Origin of the sequence: Pseudomonas sp. (genome assembly GCF_049301935.1) — a bacterium.
Lineage (GTDB): Bacteria > Pseudomonadota > Gammaproteobacteria > Pseudomonadales > Pseudomonadaceae > Aquipseudomonas.
In genome coordinates this window covers 54,555-73,038 of the sequence record NZ_JBAQLP010000053.1, presented here as the reverse complement: position 1 = coordinate 73,038, position 18,484 = coordinate 54,555, and the positions used below count along the sequence as shown (strand labels likewise).

General features: G+C 60.4%; 16 protein-coding genes. 8 read left to right on the top strand and 8 right to left on the bottom strand.

The window, feature by feature from the left end; all coding sequences use genetic code 11:
* The first annotated feature begins 34 nt into the window (after positions 1-34).
* The 5 genes from WA145_RS07205 (at position 35) to cysB (ending at position 3,961) form a co-directional block, all read left to right on the top strand.
* Positions 35-361: a thioredoxin gene (locus tag WA145_RS07205; protein WP_422580959.1), complete on the top strand. Its 327-nt coding sequence runs from the start codon at positions 35-37 to the stop codon at positions 359-361.
* Complete coding sequence (locus WA145_RS07200) at positions 361-1,308, top strand: putative 2-dehydropantoate 2-reductase (RefSeq protein ID WP_422580913.1); 948 nt, start codon at positions 361-363, stop codon at positions 1,306-1,308. Before WA145_RS07205 ends, WA145_RS07200 begins: the two co-directional genes overlap by 1 nt.
* 9 nt (positions 1,309-1,317) lie before the next feature.
* Positions 1,318-2,223, top strand: a complete 906-nt coding sequence (locus WA145_RS07195; protein WP_422580912.1) for a 5'-nucleotidase — start codon at positions 1,318-1,320, stop codon at positions 2,221-2,223.
* Between the two features lie 150 nt (positions 2,224-2,373).
* Positions 2,374-2,874: a universal stress protein gene (locus WA145_RS07190; RefSeq protein WP_422580911.1), complete on the top strand. Its 501-nt coding sequence runs from the start codon at positions 2,374-2,376 to the stop codon at positions 2,872-2,874.
* Between the two features lie 112 nt (positions 2,875-2,986).
* On the top strand, positions 2,987-3,961 hold the full coding sequence (gene cysB / locus WA145_RS07185) for an HTH-type transcriptional regulator CysB (protein ID WP_422580910.1): 975 nt from the start codon (positions 2,987-2,989) through the stop codon (positions 3,959-3,961).
* A gap of 309 nt (positions 3,962-4,270) precedes the next feature.
* On the opposite strand, the gene WA145_RS07180 is transcribed toward cysB, so the two are convergent.
* From WA145_RS07180 to WA145_RS07170, 3 genes are read right to left on the bottom strand one after another with little or no spacing between them, the layout of a single operon-like run.
* A complete protein-coding gene (locus WA145_RS07180) occupies positions 4,271-5,083 on the bottom strand; it encodes an OmpA family protein (RefSeq protein ID WP_422580909.1) in 813 nt (270 codons plus the stop codon).
* A complete protein-coding gene (locus WA145_RS07175; RefSeq protein WP_422580908.1) occupies positions 5,080-5,436 on the bottom strand; it encodes a DUF4398 domain-containing protein in 357 nt (118 codons plus the stop codon). Before WA145_RS07175 ends, WA145_RS07180 begins: the two co-directional genes overlap by 4 nt.
* 9 nt (positions 5,437-5,445) lie before the next feature.
* The gene (locus WA145_RS07170) at positions 5,446-6,273 is read right to left on the bottom strand and encodes a substrate-binding periplasmic protein (protein ID WP_422580907.1); all 828 of its coding nucleotides are present in this window, start codon (positions 6,271-6,273) and stop codon (positions 5,446-5,448) included.
* 111 nt (positions 6,274-6,384) lie between these two features.
* Here WA145_RS07170 and WA145_RS07165 point away from each other — a divergent pair, with 111 nt between their 5' ends.
* Positions 6,385-7,314: an alpha/beta fold hydrolase gene (locus tag WA145_RS07165; protein ID WP_422580906.1), complete on the top strand. Its 930-nt coding sequence runs from the start codon at positions 6,385-6,387 to the stop codon at positions 7,312-7,314.
* A gap of 71 nt (positions 7,315-7,385) precedes the next feature.
* Here WA145_RS07165 and WA145_RS07160 read toward each other — a convergent pair whose 3' ends face one another.
* Positions 7,386-8,315, bottom strand: coding sequence for an electron transfer flavoprotein subunit alpha/FixB family protein (locus tag WA145_RS07160; RefSeq protein WP_422580905.1), 930 nt, complete (start codon positions 8,313-8,315; stop codon positions 7,386-7,388).
* The gene (locus WA145_RS07155) at positions 8,316-9,065 is read right to left on the bottom strand and encodes an electron transfer flavoprotein subunit beta/FixA family protein (protein ID WP_422580904.1); all 750 of its coding nucleotides are present in this window, start codon (positions 9,063-9,065) and stop codon (positions 8,316-8,318) included. It lies immediately after the preceding gene.
* A 320-nt stretch (positions 9,066-9,385) separates the two neighbouring features.
* On the opposite strand from WA145_RS07155, the gene WA145_RS07150 reads away from it, so the two are divergent.
* Complete coding sequence (locus WA145_RS07150) at positions 9,386-11,050, top strand: electron transfer flavoprotein-ubiquinone oxidoreductase (RefSeq protein ID WP_422580903.1); 1,665 nt, start codon at positions 9,386-9,388, stop codon at positions 11,048-11,050.
* A gap of 201 nt (positions 11,051-11,251) precedes the next feature.
* Here WA145_RS07150 and WA145_RS07145 read toward each other — a convergent pair whose 3' ends face one another.
* The 3 genes from WA145_RS07145 to WA145_RS07135 form a co-directional block, all read right to left on the bottom strand.
* The gene (locus WA145_RS07145) at positions 11,252-11,644 is read right to left on the bottom strand and encodes an MAPEG family protein (RefSeq protein ID WP_422580902.1); all 393 of its coding nucleotides are present in this window, start codon (positions 11,642-11,644) and stop codon (positions 11,252-11,254) included.
* A complete protein-coding gene (locus WA145_RS07140; protein WP_090253295.1) occupies positions 11,641-12,375 on the bottom strand; it encodes a DUF599 domain-containing protein in 735 nt (244 codons plus the stop codon). The genes WA145_RS07145 and WA145_RS07140 overlap by 4 nt, the downstream gene beginning before the upstream one ends.
* 120 nt (positions 12,376-12,495) lie before the next feature.
* The gene (locus tag WA145_RS07135) at positions 12,496-17,337 is read right to left on the bottom strand and encodes an NAD-glutamate dehydrogenase (protein WP_422580901.1); all 4,842 of its coding nucleotides are present in this window, start codon (positions 17,335-17,337) and stop codon (positions 12,496-12,498) included.
* Between the two features lie 185 nt (positions 17,338-17,522).
* On the opposite strand from WA145_RS07135, the gene WA145_RS07130 reads away from it, so the two are divergent.
* Positions 17,523-18,482 (top strand): AAA family ATPase, encoded by a 960-nt coding sequence (locus WA145_RS07130; protein WP_090252347.1) that lies wholly within the window; start codon positions 17,523-17,525, stop codon positions 18,480-18,482.
* The last annotated feature ends 2 nt before the right edge of the window (positions 18,483-18,484 follow it).

Below are 18,484 nucleotides of genomic sequence, written 5' to 3'. Positions count from 1 at the left end.
ATTTGATACCACACTGGCCAGTATAGTGACTGAACTGGAACTGACCGATTTAGATGCAGATCGCCATCTACTCGACCTGCCTGGCACTTCACTGTTGATATTTACCAGCATAGGTTGTGCCAGTTGCCGTTGGGCGCGCCGTGAGCTGCCTAATCTAACGCTGCCCGTCCAGCACCTGGCCTGGGTCGATGCGGCCAACAGTGGCGGTTTAGTGACGCGTTACGAGGTATTTCACCTCCCCGCGCTATTCGTGGTGCGCGATGGTCAGTTTTATGGCGCGTTGCAGAGCCGTCTGCAGCCCGCCGCACTTATTCAGGCGCTGGACACTGCCCTGTCGCGCCCCGCAGAGGACTTACCCTGATGACCCCAACTCCCCGTATCGGCATTATCGGCTCCGGCGCGATTGGCGGCTTTTATGGCCTGATGCTGGCCCGCGCCGGCTTCGATGTGCACTTTCTGCTGCGCAGCGAATTTGCCGCAGTCGCCAGCCAGGGCCTGCAGGTCAACAGCGCCGTACACGGCAACCTGCACCTGGACAAGGTACAGGCTTATAAGTCAGCGGCCGATATGCCGCCGTGCGACTGGCTGCTGATCGGCGCCAAGACCACCAGCAACGCCGAACTGGCACCGCTGATCAGCCAGGCCGCCGCGCCCGGCGCCAAGGTGGTGCTGATGCAGAACGGCCTGGCAGTGGAAGACCAGCTGCGCCCGCTGCTGCCGGATTCGCTGCACCTGCTGGGCGGCCTTTGCTACATCTGCGCCCATCGCAGTGCCCCAGGGGTGGTCGAGCACCAAGCCCTGGGCAACGTCAACCTGGGCTATCACTCGGGGACGGCTAGCGATGCGGAGAGTCGTCAGCAAATCCTCGAACAAGGCTGTGCGTTGTTCCAGGCTGCTGGCCTGGACTCCAGCGCCATGGCCGAACTGAACCAGGCACGCTGGCAGAAGCTGGTGTGGAACGTGCCCTACAACGGCCTGGCCGTGCTGCTGAACAGCGCCACCACAGCGCTGATGGGCAACGCCGAGAGCCGCGCGCTGATCGAGGCGATTATGCAAGAGGTAGTGGAGGCCGCCGGGGCCTGCGGCTATCAGTTACCCGCAGGTTTTGCCGGCAAACTGCTGAGCGCCACCGACCGCATGCCGGACTACCTGCCCAGCATGTACCACGACTTTGCCCTGCAGCGCCCGCTGGAACTGCACGCCATCTACGCCGCGCCGTTGGCCGCTGCGGCCCAGGCTAGCTGCGCCATGCCGCGCACCGAGATGCTCTATCAGACCCTGCGCTTTCTCGAACAGCAGCCACGCTAGGAGCCCGTCATGAGCAAGGGATTAGGCGACAAACTGGTGCTGGCGATTTCCTCGCGGGCGCTGTTCGACCTGCGCGACAGCCACCAGATTTATGAAAGTCAGGGCGTCGAGGCCTATCGCCAATACCAGATCGAGCATGAGGACGAGATACTCCCTCCAGGTGATGCCTTTCCCCTGGTCGAGAAGCTGCTGGCGCTAAATAGCGCCCTCGAGCAGCAGCGAGTCGAGGTGATTCTGGTTTCACGCAACAGCGCCGACACCGGCTTGCGCGCGTTCAACTCGATCCAGCACTACGGCCTGGGCATCTCCCGTGCAGCCTTTGTTGGTGGGCGCAGCCCCGACCCTTATCTGGCCGCATTCGGCTGCCATCTGTTTCTCTCCACCCACGCTGAAGATGTGCGCAGCGCGCTACGCGCCGGTTTTGGTGCGGCAACCATCTTGTCCGGCGGCGCACGGCGGGCGGCGAGCAATGAGCTGCGTATCGCCTTCGACGGCGACGCCGTACTGTTTTCCGATGAATCCGAACGGGTCTATCAGCAGGCCGGCCTGGAAGCCTTCCAGAGCCATGAACGGCAGTCGGCCCGTGAACTGCTCGGCGGCGGCCCGTTCAAGCCCTTCCTCGCTGCCCTGCACCGCCTGCAGCAGGAGTTTCCCGAAGAGCAGTGCCCGATTCGCACGGCGCTAGTCACCGCGCGCTCGGCCCCGGCCCATGAGCGGGTGATTCGCACGCTGCGTGAGTGGAATATCCGCCTGGATGAGTCGTTCTTCCTCGGCGGCCTGGAAAAAGCCGCGATTCTGGAAACCTTCGGCGCCGACGTGTTTTTCGACGATCAGACCGGCCACTGTGAAAAAGCCAGCAAAGTCGTGCCCACCGGTCATGTGCCGCACGGCATCAGCAACGAACCGCAACTCTAGTCCCCGCACGAGGGCGACCAGTTGCCCTCGCCACTCAGCCCTTTCTTTCCTATATAACCATTCGTCCTCAAAACCCCGGCTTTCTTTGACTTACCAATGGCGCTGCTAAGCTCAGATCAGGTCCGCCAGTCAGGCAGTCAAGGAGGCCGCATGATTCGCTCGATTCTCTATGCCACTGATCTTGGCCTGTATGCCCCCTACATCCTGCAACATGCTCTGGCGCTGACCCGCTCCTTCAATGCCAGCCTGTATGTGGTGCATGCCGTAGAGCCCATGGGCCTGTTTGCCGAGTCGGTGCTGCAAACCTACCTGGATGAAGATCGACTCAAGGAACTGCGCACCAACGGCCTGAGTACGGTGATGGCGAGTATCGAGCAACGGGTGCTGGAGGGCTTTCGCGATGAGATTGGCGAAGCCCTGCATGACCTCGACCTGATCAAGGCGGTGCGCGTGGTACAGGGCGATCCACCGCTGGTGATACTCGATGAGGCGCAGCAACTCGGTGTGGATTTACTGGTTCTAGGTAGCCACAGCCACGGCACGGATATGGACATTCCGCTGGGGCGCACCGCCTCGCGGCTGGTGCAATTGTCTGAAGTACCGGTGTACCTGGTGCCGATGCTGCAACACCGCAGTCGCGGTGACCTTTAAACAAGCGCGGCACTTTTTAGTTTTTGGTCTAGATTTAATGCTTCAATCATCATTATGGTTATATAAAACGCCGGTAACCTGAACGGCTGTCTTTTTGCTTTGAGGGATATTTATGAAGCTTCAGCAACTGCGCTACATCTGGGAAGTCGCGCATCACGACCTCAACGTTTCTGCCACGGCGCAAAGCCTCTACACCTCGCAGCCCGGCATCAGCAAACAGATCCGCCTACTCGAAGACGAGCTGGGGGTGGAAGTATTAGCCCGCAGCGGCAAGCACCTGACCCGCATCACCCCGGCCGGCGAGCGCATCATCAACACCGCCGGGGAAATCCTGCGCAAGGTCGAAAGCATCAAGCAGATCGCTCAGGAATTCTCCAACGAGAAGAAAGGCACCCTGTCCATCGCCACCACCCACACCCAGGCGCGCTATGCCCTGCCGCCAGTGATCAGCGCCTTTATCAAGCAATACCCCGACGTTTCCCTGCATATGCACCAGGGCACGCCGATGCAGATTGCCGAAATGGCTGCCGACGGCACCGTTGACTTCGCCATCGCCACCGAAGGTCTGGAGCTGTTCAACGACCTGATCATGATGCCCTGCTACCGTTGGAACCGCTGCGTCGTGGTGCCCCAGGGCCATCCGCTGAGCAAGCTGCCGAAGCTGACCCTGGAAGCCCTGGCCGAATACTCCATCGTCACTTACGTGTTCGGCTTTACCGGCCGCTCCAAACTTGACGAAGCCTTCAGCCATCGCGGCCTGACGCCGAAAGTGGTGTTTACCGCCGCCGACGCCGACGTGATCAAGACTTACGTACGCCTGGGCCTGGGCGTGGGCATCGTGGCCAAGATGGCGGTCGACCCCAAACTCGACCCAGACCTGGTGGTGCTGGATGCCGGCGAGCTGTTCGAAGCCAGCGTGACCAAGATCGGCTTCCGGCGCGGCACCTTCCTGCGCGGCTTTATGTGCGACTTTATCGAGAAGTTCGCCCCGCACCTGACCCGTGACGTGATGGCCAAAGCCGTGCAATGCCACAGCAAGGTCGAGCTGGAAGAGCTGTTCGAAGGGGTTGAACTGCCGCTGCACTGACCTGTCGGCTTAATGAAAGGCTCTGTCCCAAGACTGTGTTGCAGGCCGCTTTGTGGGTTAACGGCGCTGAAGGTAGGCGTGGTTTGCTTGGCGGCGGTTCGCGCAATCCTCACCGGACCTGCACAACGTCACCTTATCAGGTGCTCAGCCAGGGTTAGGCAGCGCAGTGGCCTGCCCCTGCCGCCATAGATGCATGTGCCCTGTGGCTATAGCGGCTCATGACCGTCGAGTGATACCAGCAAAGCCGGTGCCGCAGGTTTCGAGTGGCCATCGGGTTGGCTAGCCAACTGAGGCCAGAACCCCGCAGGCTCAGCGCGACGAACCGAGACGGCCTTGCTCATCGGAGAACACGATCTCCACCCGGCGATTCTGCGCACGGCCTTTAGCAGAGGCATTTTCGGTTACCGGGAAGCTCTCGCCATGGCCCTGTACCTCAATGCGTTGGCTATCGATGCCAAGGTCCACCAGCAAATCGGCAACTGCCTGGGCGCGGGCCCGAGACAGCTCAAGGTTTTCCTGGGCATCGCCACGGCTGTCGGTATAGCCCTCGATACGCACAATGCGCCGCGGATTGAGCTGAAGGAACTGCACCAGCTTCAACACCGTGCGGTTGGCTGAGGCCTTGAGGTCGGCGTGGCCGGCATCGAACAGCACATCGCCCAAGGTCATCACCAGACCGCGCTCGTTCTGGCTGGTAGCCAAGCTAACCATCTGCTCTTCGAGCCAGTTGCTCTGCTCCTGCACGCTCAGTAGCTTGGCCTCACGCAGGGCCAACTGCAGACGCTGGCGCTCCAGCTCCAGCTTGACCGCTCGCTCCTGGTTCAGATTGAGCGCGCTCTTCTGCCCGGCAATCGCACTGTACTGCTGGCTGAGATAGGCATAGTGGCTGACATCGTCGGCGCTACCCCAGTAGCTCGACAGGCGATCGGCCTTGGCCAGCGACTCGCCAGCGCGAATCAGGTCCTTGGGCGCGCTGCGCAGCACATCGCCATCTTCTTTGACCTGCTGGAAAGCGGCGTGTGCACCTTCCAGCGCCTGGTCACTGGAACTGTGCGATGAGGCGCAGCCGGTCAACAATAAAGTCGCGAAAGCCGCCAACAGGCTTAGCTGAGTAGGCGTCATTGCAAGCCTCCCAGCTGTTTGCGCAAGCGGTTAATGGCGTTGCTCAACTCGGCCAGTTGCTGCTGGCTTTTCTCGGTCAGGTGCTCGGCTTCGGCCAGCCGTGCATCCAGCTCGGCCTGTTCGGCATACACCCGCGCCTGCTTGTAATCCTCGTCCTGCATGGCTGCTTGCGCCAGGACGAGTTTTCCCTCGGCCAGGCGCAGCGCAGCCGACTGCTCGGCGGAAATACCCAGCGCCTTGGCCTGGCTGAGCGCCTGTTCGGTCAAGCGCAGCTGCTCATTGGGCGCAGGATCAGATGCACAGGCGCTGAGCATGAGCGGCAGCAAGGCCGCACAGATACGTCGATAAATCACAGATTTTCCCTACTGTTCAGCGTCACTGCTGGGTATGAGCTGTTGATCTTTCCAACGCTGCAGATTGCGCTGCAGCAAGTCGTCCGGCAAACCGCTGGCGATTGCCTCGTTCATCTTCTTCGCCAGCATGCCACGCAGCCAGGCATCGTTGCAGACCGAGTTATGCGACAGCGTCAGGTACAGACCCTCACTGGAGATCGGCGGATCGAGTACCAGCAGATCGTCCTGCATGCCCAGGCTATTGGCCAACGCCTGCCCTGGGTAACGCTCGTACAGCACATAGTCGGTTCGCCCCAGCAAGAGCTTCTGGAATGCTTGGGTCAGGCTGGCAACGCCTTCCAGGGTCAGGTTGCTCTTGGCATAGGTATCAAATTGTTGCCCAAAACTGTTGTTGACCAAGGTGTCGCCGGTGCGATTACGCAGGTCTTCCCAGCCGGCATAGGGGAACTCAGCGCCACGATGCACCCACACCACACTTGGGGTGAAGTAAAACGCCGGGTGCACATAATCCATGACCTCCAGACGCGGCAGGGTCAGAAATGCTCCGGCAATCAGGTCGACGCGACCGGTTCTGACTTCATCTTGAGCGCGGGACCAGGGGCCGGTATAGAGAATTTCGACGGTGACGCCAAGCTCTTTGGCCAGGTGTTTGAGCAAATCGGCATTGGCACCGATCAGTTGCTGAGGATTCTGCGGGTCGCGCCAGAGGTATGGCGGGTACTCCGGGTTACCAGTCGCCACCAAGCGCTCGCACTTGCCTGCGGCAGCCGCCATAAACGGCATCAGCAGCACACCGAGGATCAACAGCAACGACTTATGTAGACCACGCTCAAGCATTGACGACTTCTCGACTTAACCTTGGATGGGCACGGGTGATCGCACACCGGAAAATACTTGGATCATGCTAGCTTAATACGCACTCATACGAATTCGCGATAAAGACTAATCATGAAAAAACTGATCGCCGCATTGATGCTATTGCTCGCCGGCACCGCCGCCCTGCTCTACCTGTCCCCCGTCGCCTTGTTGACGAGCATACAGCTGGTGGAGCGACAGCGTGCTGGGCTGAGTCTCAAGCAGATCAACGTGGGCGATCTTAGCATTCATTACTACCAGGGCGGCCCAAGCAGTGCACAAACCATTCTGATGGTGCACGGCTTTGCCGCCAACAAGGACAACTGGCTGCGTTTTGCTCGCCACCTCAGTCAGGACTATCGGGTTATTGCCCTCGACCTGCCGGGTTTCGGCGCCAGCGACAAACCGCTCGGCAGCTACGATGTCGGCACCCAGACCGAGCGTTTGGCCAGCGTGATTGATGCGCTGGGCATCGAACGGCTGCACCTGATCGGCAACTCCATGGGTGGACATATTAGCGCGCTGTATGCCGCGCGCTATCCGCATAAAACCCTGTCTCTGGCGTTACTCGATAATGCCGGCATCACCTCGCCGCAACCCAGCGAACTGCTGCAACGGCTGCAGCGCGACGAACCCAATCCGCTGGTGGTAAAGAGCCCCGAGGATTTTCAGCGCCTGCTGGACTTTATCTTCGTGCAGCCGCCCTACCTGACCGAGTCGCTCAAAGGCTATTTTGCCGAACAGGCCATCGCCAACAGCGCCCACTACGACCAGGTGTTTGCTCACCTGACTGAGCGCTATATCCCCCTGGAGCCGGAGTTGCCGAAGATCCAGGCACCAACGCTGATCATCTGGGGTGCAGAGGATCGGGCCTTGCACGTCTCCAGTGTCGGCGTCATGCAACCGCTGCTGCGCCAACCCAGCGTGGTCATCATGCCGGATACCGGTCATGCGCCAATGATTGAGCGAGCAGAGCTAACCGCGCAGCACTACCGGACCTTTCTCCAAGCATTGCCGGATTAGCGCAAAAAAATGCGCTGAACATAAAAAAACCCGCTCACTGAGCGGGTTTTTTCTGCGCTAGGGAAACCGGCTTAAACCAGTTTCTCCAGCTCGGGGATAGCTTCGAACAGATCCGCAACCAGGCCGTAATCGGCCACCTGGAAGATCGGCGCTTCTTCGTCCTTGTTGATCGCAACGATCACCTTGGAGTCCTTCATACCGGCCAGGTGCTGGATCGCGCCGGAGATACCAACAGCGATGTACAGCTGCGGCGCAACGATCTTGCCAGTCTGACCGACCTGCATATCGTTGGGTACGAAACCTGCGTCAACTGCGGCGCGGGAAGCGCCAACAGCGGCGCCCAGCTTGTCGGCCAGGGCATACAGGTGCTTGAAGTTGTCACCGTTCTGCATGCCACGGCCGCCGGAAACGACGATCTTGGCAGCAGTCAGTTCAGGACGATCGGACTTGGCCAGTTCTTCACCGACGAAAGCCGATTTGCCCGCATCAGCACCAGCAGCCACAGCTTCAACGGCAGCGCTGCCGCCTTCGGCTGCAACCGGGTCGAAACCAGTGGCACGCACGGTGATGACTTTTACGGCAGCGGAAGACTGCACGGTGGCAATGGCGTTACCGGCATAGATCGGACGCTTGAAGGTGTCAGCGCTTTCAACCGCGATGATTTCCGAGATCTGATCAACGTCCAGCGCAGCGGCAACGCGCGGCAGGATGTTCTTACCATTGCTGGTGGCGGCAGCCAGGATGTGGCTGTAGCCCTTACCCAGTTCGGCAACCAGCGGTGCGACGTTTTCCGGCAGCTGGTGAGCGAAGGCGGCGTTGTCAGCAACCAGTACCTTGGCCACGCCAGCAATTTTGCCAGCAGCTTCGGCAGCAGCGCCGCACGCGCTACCGGCAACCAATACGTGGATGTCACCACCGATCTTCGCAGCAGCTGCAACAGTGTTCAGCGTGGCAGGAGCCAGGGCGGCATTGGTGTGTTCAGCGATAACCAGGATAGTCATTTAGATTACCTTCGCCTCGTTCTTCAGTTTCTCGACCAGTTCAGCCACGGACTTGACCTTGATGCCAGCGCTGCGGGTAGCAGGCGCTTCGACTTTCAGGGTTTTCACGGTGGAAGCGGTGGAAACGCCCAGATCAGCCGGGGATACAGTTTCCAGCGGCTTCTTCTTGGCTTTCATGATGTTCGGCAGCGACGCATAGCGCGGCTCGTTGAGGCGCAGGTCGGTGGTCACGATAGCCGGCAGGTTCAGCGCAACGGTCTGCAGACCGCCGTCGATTTCGCGGGTGACGTTGACCTTGTCGCCCGCCACTTCAACCTTAGAGGCGAAGGTGCCCTGGGCGAAGCCCGTCGGCGCGCCGAGCATCTGGCCGGTCTGGTTGTTATCGCTGTCGATGGCTTGCTTACCCAGGATCACCAGCTGCGGCTGCTCTTTGTCGACTACTGCTTTGAGCAGCTTGGCCACAGCCAGCGAGTTCAGCTCGTCGGCCGACTCTACCAGGATGGCACGGTCAGCACCCAGTGCCAGCGCGGTACGCAGCTGCTCTTGAGCAGTGGCCGGGCCGATGGTGACGACAACGATCTCGCTTGCCACGCCTTTTTCTTTCAGGCGTACCGCTTCTTCCACGGCGATTTCGCAGAAGGGATTCATCGACATCTTGACGTTGGCAAGATCAACGCCGCTGTTGTCCGCTTTGACGCGAACCTTGACGTTGTAGTCGACCACTCGTTTGACAGCTACAAGAACCTTCATGGATTCCTCGTTACTCTCCGGTGAATAAGAATGTCGCCAGAAGCGAACATGGCGTGAACAGCAGACCGGCCGGAACCGGGAATCAACCAATAACGGCAGATACAAAACCGCCCGTATCTTGACCGCACGACCTAGACTGGTCAATACAACGGAGCGGCCAATCGTCAGCGATGTAGTAAGATTCTAACAGCCCTACAGAAAATTCAAACAAACGTTTGTATTGGCCCATCCGAAGGGTCTGGATATAATGCGCCAGCATCGCTCATGGAACGAGCTTGATCGCCAAATAAAATTAGAGAGCCCTGAGTAGGAGATAGCCTGTGGAACGCGAATTTATGGAATTCGACGTCGTCATCGTCGGCGCCGGCCCTGCTGGTTTGTCCGCCGCCTGCCGACTGAAGCAGAAAGCCGCCGAAGCTGGCAAAGAAATCAGCGTCTGCGTGGTCGAAAAAGGCTCCGAAGTCGGCGCGCACATTCTGTCCGGTGCGGTGTTCGAGCCGCGTGCATTGAATGAACTGTTCCCAGACTGGAAAGAGCTCGGCGCCCCGCTGAACACTCCGGTCAAGCGCGATGACATCTACGTACTGACCAATGCCGAGAAGGCCAGCAAGGTTCCGGACTTCTTCGTGCCCAAGACCATGCACAACCATGGCAACTACATCATTTCCCTGGGCAACCTGTGCCGCTGGCTGGCGCAGCAGGCGGAAAACCTGGGCGTAGAAATCTACCCAGGCTTCGCTGCTCAGGAAGCGCTGATCAACGCAGAAGGCGCGGTCTACGGCATTCTCACCGGTGATCTGGGTGTTGACCGCGAAGGTCACCCGAAAGAGGGTTACTACACCCCAGGCATGGAGCTGCGTGCCAAGTACACCCTGTTCGCCGAAGGTTGCCGTGGCCATATCGGCAAGCAGCTGATCAAGAAATTCGACCTCGACTCCGAAGCCGACGCCCAACATTACGGCATCGGCATCAAGGAAATCTGGGACATCGACCCAGCCAAGCACGAGCAAGGCCTGGTGGTACACACTGCCGGCTGGCCGCTGGATATCGTTGCCAGCGAGAACACCGGCGGCTCCTTCCTCTATCACCTGGAAAACAACCAGGTGGTGGTCGGCCTGATCGTCGACCTGTCGTACAGCAACCCGCACCTGTCACCGTTCGATGAGTTCCAGCGCTACAAGCATCACCCGGTGATTGCCCAATACCTGGAAGGCGGCAAGCGCGTAGCCTACGGCGCCCGTGCCATCTGCAAGGGCGGCCTCAACTCGCTGCCGAAGATGGTGTTCAACGGCGGCGCGCTGATCGGTTGCGACCTCGGCACCCTGAACTTCGCCAAGATCAAGGGCAGCCACACCGCCATGAAATCCGGCATGCTCGCCGCTGATGCCGTGGCTGATGCACTGTTTGCAGGCAAGGAAGGCGGCGATCAACTGACCGCTTACGTCGACGCATTCAAGGCCAGTTGGCTGTACGACGAGCTGTTCCGCAGCCGTAACTTCGGCCCAGCACTGCACAAGTTCGGCCCACTGGTCGGCGGCGGCTTCAACTGGCTGGATCAGAACATCTTCGGCGGCAAGATCCCCTTCACCCTGCACGACACCAAGCCGGATTACGCCTGCCTGAAGCCGGCCGCAGACGTGCAGAAGATCAGCTACCCGAAACCGGACGGCAAGCTCAGCTTCGACAAGCTCAGCTCGGTATTCCTCTCCAACACCAACCATGAAGAGGAACAACCCTGCCACCTGAAGCTCACCGACCCGAGCATTCCGCTCGGCAAGAACCTGCCGCTGTACGACGAACCAGCGCAGCGCTACTGCCCGGCCGGCGTATACGAAATCGTCACCAAGGAAGACGGCGAGCAGAAGTTCCAGATCAACGCGCAGAACTGCGTGCACTGCAAAACCTGTGACATCAAGGACCCGGCCCAGAACATCAACTGGGTGGCCCCTGAAGGCACAGGCGGGCCTAACTACCCCAATATGTAAGACGCGCAAAGCGCCCTCGTAGAGGGCGTAAAACGCTCTAAACTGAGGCAGACCACAACGCAAACGCCCCGATTGATTCGGGGCGTTTGCGTTGTGGCTGGCTAAACGTTACTCGGCCTCCAATCGCCGAGAAGAGTCAATGCGCTGACCACATCGGTAGCTTGCCAACAGCCCGCTAATGCGGGCCTGTTGATGGCGCAATCAAAGTGCCGGCGTAAGCATCAGCAGCAGGCTGCACAGCAACCCGATCACCCACACCACGCTGCGCTGCCAGTGCAGGTCAGCCCAGTAGCAAAACAGATACAGCACCCGTGCCACCACAAAGGTCATGGCCAATACATCCACCAGAATGCCGTGGTTATTGGTCACATGAGCCATCAGTACGCCTGCGGCAAACAACGGAAACGCCTCAATACTGTTCAAGTGCGCTGCCAAGGCACGCGCGCCAAAACCCGTCAGACGCGCTTGCTGGGCGCGTGGATGATGGTTGTCATAGTGTCCATCACCTTCCTTCGCCATGGCCTTGGCGACCGGGGCCTTGGCGATAAAAATCAATATTGCACTGATAAAGATGCACCAGAACGGGATGCTCATTCGCTTTTCTCCTTGGGCGATTCGAACGCCGGGGTCTGGGTGTAGACCATCACTTCCAGTACATCGGAGTGAAACTCGCGGCGGTACAACACCAATACCACACCGGCGCTGACCAGCATGAAAAACCATGGATTGATAAACCAGGCCAGGGTGGCCATACCGAAATAATAGGCGCGCAAGCCCTGGTTAAACTGGTTGGCAGCCATCGAGATCACCCGCGCGGTGCGCTCGGCAAAGGCTTTACGTTCCTGCTCCGTGACATGCCGCTCGCCCACCATCGGCGCTGAGCCCACCAGCACGGCGGCGAAGTTGTACTGACGCATGCACCAACTGAAGGTAAAGAAGGCGTAGACGAACACCACCCCCAGGCACAGCAGCTTGACCTCCGACAACTCGCGGCTAGCCGCCTGCACAAAGGGCAGATCGGCCAGTAGTGATACCGCACGATCAGAGGCGCCGAGCACGGTAAGAATACCGGCGAGAATAATCAGCGTACTGGAAGCGAAGAATGAGGCATTACGCTCCAGGTTGCCGATCACGTTGGCATCGGCGATACGGTTGTCGCGCAACAGCATGCGGCGCATCCAGTCCTCGCGGTAGAGGTGCAGCACACTGGCCAGACATGGCGTGGTGCGGCCCTTGGCCTGGGCATAACGGGTGTAACCGGCCCAGCAGACGACAAACCAGAGAACGGCAAGCAGGTGCGGCAGGTAGTAGTCACTGATTGGCATGCAAACTCCTTGTTAAGCTGCGCCGATTATAGACAGACCTGACGTTCAGCCAACAAAAAGGCCGCTCAATGAGCGGCCTCTTGTAAAGCGTCAACGCAGGCCAGGCCTGCGCTGCTGCTATCAGGCGCTTTGCGCCAGGTCCATCAACTCGCGGTTAGCCACGGCGTACATGGCGTAATCGGTGCTGGTGGCCGCGCGCAGTTCACCGAGCATGACCTTCCAGCGGTCCACCAGACGGCGGTGCTGATCCAGCCACACGGCGGCGCGCTCTTCGATATCCGCCGGGCCTTCGGCCATTTGCAGCACCGACACGGTGATGGCGCGTTGCTGCCAGTCCAGGTCATCGCGGAAGGCTTCACGGGCCAACGCTTGCCAGTTGTTTTCCACCGGCAGGCTGGTGATCTGCTGCAGGTACCAGGACAGCTCCAGCGAACCGCCAATGGCAAAGTAGGCGGCTGCAACGCGATCCGGCTCCTGCCCGGTGACATCCGACGCCTCGATAATCGGCAACAGGGTGTACAGATGGCTGGTGCCAGCCACTACCCGCGCCAGCTCTTCCGGCACCCCGGCTTCGACATACGCCTGGAAGCGCGCCAGCCACTGTTCACGGGCCGGGCCTTCGAGCAGTTCGTCGAGTCGGCCGACCAGTGCTTCGATGCGCGGCGCGAAATGCGCCACATCACGGGCAGCATCCAGCTCGTTACGCCGGCTGCGCAGGAACCAGCGGGTAGCCCGGCGACCTAGACGCATCAGCTCATCCATCAACTGTAATTGCAGCTCGGCCGGCACCTTATAGTCCAGCGCCTCGATCTGCTGCCACCAGTGCGGCAGGCGGAACAGGTCACGCACGATCACATAGGCGCCGGCGACATTCGCCGCGCTCATGCCGGTGGACTCCTTCAGGCGCTGCACGAAGGTAATGCCCATATGGTTGACCAGATCGTTGGCGATCTGCGTGCTAACGATTTCGCGCTTGAGGCGATGGCGACGCATCGGTTCGCCGAACTTCTGCGCCAGCAGCGGCGGGAAGGCGGTTTCCATCTCGCGCGCCAGGTACTCATCGTCCGGCACCAGGGATTTGAGCAGCGATTCCTTGAGGTCGATCTTGCTGTAGGAGATCAGCACCGACAGTTCCGGCCGAGTCAGACCCAGACCGTTGGCAGCGCGCTCGTTAAGTTCGTCATCGGTGGGCAGAAACTCCAGGGCGCGGTCCAGCTTGCCGGCCGCCTCCAGGGCGTTCATCAGGCGCTTGTATTCACCCACCCGCTCACGGGCGCGGCGTTCGGCCAGCGACAACGCCTGGGTCTGCTTGTAGTTGTTGCCCAGCACCAGGCCGCCAACCGCATCGGTCATTTCCACCAGCAGCTTGTTGCGCTGCTTGCCGGTCATGTCGCCTGCAGCGACGATTTCGCCGAGCAGAATCTTGATGTTTACCTCATGGTCGGAGCAGTCCACGCCACCTGCGTTGTCGATAAAGTCGGTGTTGCTCTTGCCGCCATTGAGGCCGTACTCGATCCGGCCCAGCTGGCTCATACCGAGGTTACCGCCCTCGCCCACCACCTTGGCGCGCAATTCGCGGCCATCCACGCGCAGCAGGTCGTTGGCCTTGTCGCCCACATCGGCGTGACTTTCCTTGCTGGATTTGACGTAGGTGCCGATACCGCCGTTCCACAGCAGGTCCACCGGCGCCTTGAGCAAGGCATTCAGCAGTTCATTCGGCGCCAGCTTGTCGGCGCTGATATCGAAGCGCTCTTTCATCTGCGCGCTGATGGCGATGCTCTTGGCGCTGCGCAGGAAGATCCCGCCGCCAGCCGAGATCAGCTTGGCGTCGTAATCGGCCCAGCTGGAGCGCGGCAGATCGAACAGGCGCTGACGCTCGACAAAGCTCTTCGCCGCATCCGGGTTGGGGTCGATAAAGATGTGCATATGGTTGAAGGCCGCAACCAGTTGCAGGCTTTCCGAGAGCAGCAGGCCGTTACCGAACACGTCGCCGGCCATGTCACCGATACCAATCACGGTGACGTTGTCCTTCTGCACATCAATGCCGCGCTCACGGAAGTGGCGCTGCACCGAGACCCAGCCGCCCTTGGCGGTGATGCCCATGCCTTTGTGGTCATAGCCTGCCGAGCCGCCCGAGGCGAAAGCATCGTCCAGCCAGAAGCCATATTCGGCAGCAATGCCGTTGGCGATATCGGAGAAGGTCGCGGTGCCTTTGTCGGCCGCCACCACCAGGTACGGATCGTCGTTATCGTGACGCACCACGTTCTGCGGCGGCACCACGGCGCCGTCTTTGAGGTTATCGGTGATATCCAGCAGGCCACTGATAAAGATGCGGTAGCAGGCAATGCCCTCGGCCAGTACCTCATCGCGCGAGCCGCCCAGCGGCATACGCCGGGGGATAAAGCCGCCCTTGGCGCCCATCGGCACGATCACCGCGTTCTTCACCTGCTGCGCCTTGACCAGGCCCAGCACCTCGGTGCGGTAGTCTTCTTCGCGATCCGACCAACGCAGGCCGCCACGGGCCACGTCGCCAAAGCGCAGGTGCACGCCTTCGACACGCGGCGAATAGACGAAGATTTCGAACTTCGGCGTCGGCCGTGGAATCTCCGGAATCGCCCGTGGGTTGAGCTTGAAGCTGAAGTAGCTCTTCGGCGCACCGCTGGCATCGGTCTGATAGAAGTTGGTGCGTAGGGTGGCTTTGATCAGGTCCAGGTAGCGGCGCAGGATGCGGTCTTCGTTAAGCACCGCGACGTTATCCAGCGCAGCGAGAATCGCCTGCTCAAGCTTCTGCTGCTTGTCTTCCAGATCATCGGCAGTGAGCTTGCGCGCCAGGTAGAAACGCGTCTTGAACAGGCGCACCAGCTCCTTGGCGATATTGGCGTGGTTGACCAGGGTGCTGGCGATATAACTCAGGTCGAAGCCCAGACGAATCTGCTTGAGGTAGCGCGCATAGGCACGCAGCAGCGCCACATCGCGCCACGGCATGGCGGCCATCAGCACCAGACGGTTGAAGCCATCGTTCTCCGCCGCGCCGCCAACGATATTGACGAAGGCGCCCTGCAGGGTGTCGTTAAGTTGCTGGATATCCACGTCCAGGCCTTCGGCATAGGTGAAGGCGAAGTCGTGAATCCAGAACTCGCGGCCATCGGCGCGGCGCAGTTTGTAAGGGAACTCACCGAGCACGCGCAGGCCGAGGTTTTCCAGAATCGGCAGCACGTCCGACAGCGGCAGCGGCGTATCGGCGTGGTACAGCTTGCAGTGCAGCTGCTGCTCGCCCTGGGTCAGCGGCTGGTAGAAGCTCATGACCAGTTGGCGCTCGCTGTTCAGGCTGAGCAGGTGCTGCATGTCCACCACCGCCGAGTGCGGGGCGAAACGTTCGCGGTAACCGGCCGGGAAACCGCCGGGGAATTCGCTGAGCACTTCGGTGCCCTGGGCTTCGCCGAGGCTTTCGACGATCAGGCTGGTGTAATCGTCCTTCCACGAACGGCAGGCCTGGATCACTTCTTTTTCCAGGCGCAGCGGGTCGATCTGCACGCGGTTTTTCGGGTCGACCTTGAGGATAAACTGCACCCGCGCCAGCACCGACTCGGAGAAGAAGGTCCAGAACTCGCAATCGGTGGCCTGCAGGCGCTCCATCAGCACCTGCTGGATCTTCATGCGGGTTTCGGTGGAGTACACATCGCGCGGCACATAGGCCAGGCAGTAGCAGAAACGGCCATAGGGGTCGCGGCGCAGGAACACGCGAATCTTGTTGCGCTCCTGAATCTGCACAATCGCCATGGCGGTATTGAACAGCTCGTCCACCGAGGTCTGGAACAGGTCATCACGCGGCAGTACTTCCAGGACTTGAGCCAGCTCCTTGCCCAGGTGTGCGCTGCTACCGAAACCGGCACGCTGCTCGATCACCTCCACCTTGCGGCGGATAAACGGAATGTTCCACACGCTCTCGGCATACACCGCCGAGGTGTACAGGCCCATAAAGCGGCATTCCTTGATCACCTTGCCCTTGGCGTCCAGCTCGCGGATCGACACCAGGTCCGGGTACGCCGGACGGTGCACGCGGCTCGGCACCGCGGCCTTGGCGAAGGACAGCAGCTGCGATTCGCGCAGGTAGGCCACCGCTTCCGGCTCGATATGCAGTTCATCGGCCTTGAGGCCAGTGCGCAGGCGCTTGGACAGGCCCAGCAGGGACTTCTCGTCGTAGACCATGCTGCCGCCGCCGGCGCTGTCGGCGACGGTGAATTCTTCATAGCCGAGGAAGGTGAAGTGGTCGTCGAGCAACCAGCTCATAAACACCTTGATCTCTTCCAGCTCGGCGCCTTCGACCTTGAGTTTGGCCTTGTCCAGCCAAGCCAGCAGCTCCTTGGCCTTGGCTTTCATCGGCTGGAAGTCGGCAACGCTCAGGCGTACATCGCTGAATACGTCCTGCAGGGCTTTTTCCAGGGTCTTCAACTCACCGGTGTTGGCGCAGCGATCGATCTCCAAGAACATCAGGGCTTCCTGCTGCACATCCTTGCCCTGAGCGCCTTTGGGCAGGATTTCCTGCAGCTCGCCGGCCTTGTTGCGGCGCACGCTGAACACGCTGTTCTGCAGGGTGTGGATGCTGTAACCGCGACGGTTCAACTCCATGCGTACCGAGTCAACCAGGAACGGAATGTCACTGTGCAGAATTTCCACGGCGGTGTGGGTGGACTGCCAGCCGTGTTTTTCATAATCGGGGTTGAATACCCGCACTTCAGGCTTGGCCGTCTCGAAACGCTCCAGCAGCCGCCAGGACGACAAGGTGCAGCCGACCAGATCGGAGAGGCGCCGCTGGGTCAGCTCCTCGAGGGCGATGATGCCGAAGAATTGCTCGGCGAACAGGGCCACTTGTGGCAGAGCCTGTTCACTGACGTGCTGCGCCAGCGCCGTTTGCAGGTGGTGCTGAAAATCGGCTTTGCTGGCCGCCGTAAAGAACGCCATGGGTTTGCTCCGTTTGGCTTGTTATTCGTCAGGGGACTCGATCAGGGCAGTCGCGAGTAATGACCTTCGCCACAACCTTGCTGTTCAACGTTAGTCTAGGAGGCAGCGATTGCATTAAAGTGGCCGCCACCTAACTCTGGCGAGATTGAAGACTCGCTGGTCACATTTGCCGGATGAGCTTAACGATGGAACACCGTGAAGCGCTTGTCGCGCTGCGACATTTTCTTTCAAGTCAGATCCTCGGCCAGGAAAAACTCATCGAAAGGCTGCTGATTGCCTTGCTTGCCGATGGCCATATGCTGGTCGAGGGCGCTCCCGGTCTGGCCAAGACCAAGGCGATCAAGGAGCTGGCCGAAGGTATCGAGGCCGAGTTCCACCGCATCCAGTTCACCCCAGACCTGCTTCCGGCGGATATCACCGGCACCGAGATCTACCGCCCGGAAACTGGCAGCTTCGTGTTCCAGCAGGGGCCGATCTTCCACAACCTGGTGCTGGCCGATGAGATCAACCGCGCCCCGGCCAAGGTGCAGTCGGCGCTGCTCGAGGCCATGGCCGAGCGCCAGGTCAGCGTCGGGCGCAGCACCTATCACCTGTCGCCGCTGTTTCTGGTGATGGCCACGCAGAACCCGATCGAGCAGGAAGGCACCTACCCGCTGCCGGAGGCCCAGCTCGACCGTTTTCTGATGCACGTGAAGATCGGCTTCCCCGACGCCAGCGTGGAACGCAAGATCCTCGCCCAGGCCCGTGGTGAAGCGCTCAACGGTGAAACCAAGCCCGAGCAGCTGGTCAGCCAGCAGGCAATCTTTGCCGCGCGCCAGGAAATTCTCGGCCTGTATATGGCCGACGCGGTGGAGGAATACCTGGTGCAGCTGGTGATGGCCTCGCGCACCCCGGCCAAGTTCGACCCGGAGCTGGCCGAGTGGATTGCCTACGGCGCCAGCCCGCGCGGCTCGATTGCCCTGGACCGTTGTGCACGGGCCCACGCCTGGCTGGCCGGGCGCGATTTCGTCAGCCCGGAAGATATCCAGGCGGTGCTGTTCGACGTGCTGCGCCACCGCATCATTCTGTCGTTCGAGGCAGAAGCTGCCGGCATCGATCAGGACCGCGTGGTGCAGCGCATTCTCGACGTCGTGGCGGTCGCCTAAGC

Bases quoted from the DNA above. Each gene is read 5' to 3' on its own strand.
- WA145_RS07200 (WP_422580913.1), top strand. From the start codon at position 361: ATGACCCCAACTCCCCGTATCGGCATTATCGGCTCCGGCGCGATTGGC.
- WA145_RS07195 (WP_422580912.1), top strand. From the start codon at position 1,318: ATGAGCAAGGGATTAGGCGACAAACTGGTGCTGGCGATTTCCTCGCGG.
- WA145_RS07190 (WP_422580911.1), top strand. From the start codon at position 2,374: ATGATTCGCTCGATTCTCTATGCCACTGATCTTGGCCTGTATGCCCCC.
- cysB (WP_422580910.1), top strand. From the start codon at position 2,987: ATGAAGCTTCAGCAACTGCGCTACATCTGGGAAGTCGCGCATCACGAC.
- WA145_RS07180 (WP_422580909.1), bottom strand. From the start codon at position 5,083: ATGACGCCTACTCAGCTAAGCCTGTTGGCGGCTTTCGCGACTTTATTG.
- WA145_RS07170 (WP_422580907.1), bottom strand. From the start codon at position 6,273: ATGCTTGAGCGTGGTCTACATAAGTCGTTGCTGTTGATCCTCGGTGTG.
- WA145_RS07165 (WP_422580906.1), top strand. From the start codon at position 6,385: ATGAAAAAACTGATCGCCGCATTGATGCTATTGCTCGCCGGCACCGCC.
- WA145_RS07160 (WP_422580905.1), bottom strand. From the start codon at position 8,315: ATGACTATCCTGGTTATCGCTGAACACACCAATGCCGCCCTGGCTCCT.
- WA145_RS07155 (WP_422580904.1), bottom strand. From the start codon at position 9,065: ATGAAGGTTCTTGTAGCTGTCAAACGAGTGGTCGACTACAACGTCAAG.
- WA145_RS07145 (WP_422580902.1), bottom strand. From the start codon at position 11,644: ATGAGCATCCCGTTCTGGTGCATCTTTATCAGTGCAATATTGATTTTT.
- WA145_RS07140 (WP_090253295.1), bottom strand. From the start codon at position 12,375: ATGCCAATCAGTGACTACTACCTGCCGCACCTGCTTGCCGTTCTCTGG.
- WA145_RS07135 (WP_422580901.1), bottom strand. From the start codon at position 17,337: ATGGCGTTCTTTACGGCGGCCAGCAAAGCCGATTTTCAGCACCACCTG.
- WA145_RS07130 (WP_090252347.1), top strand. From the start codon at position 17,523: ATGGAACACCGTGAAGCGCTTGTCGCGCTGCGACATTTTCTTTCAAGT.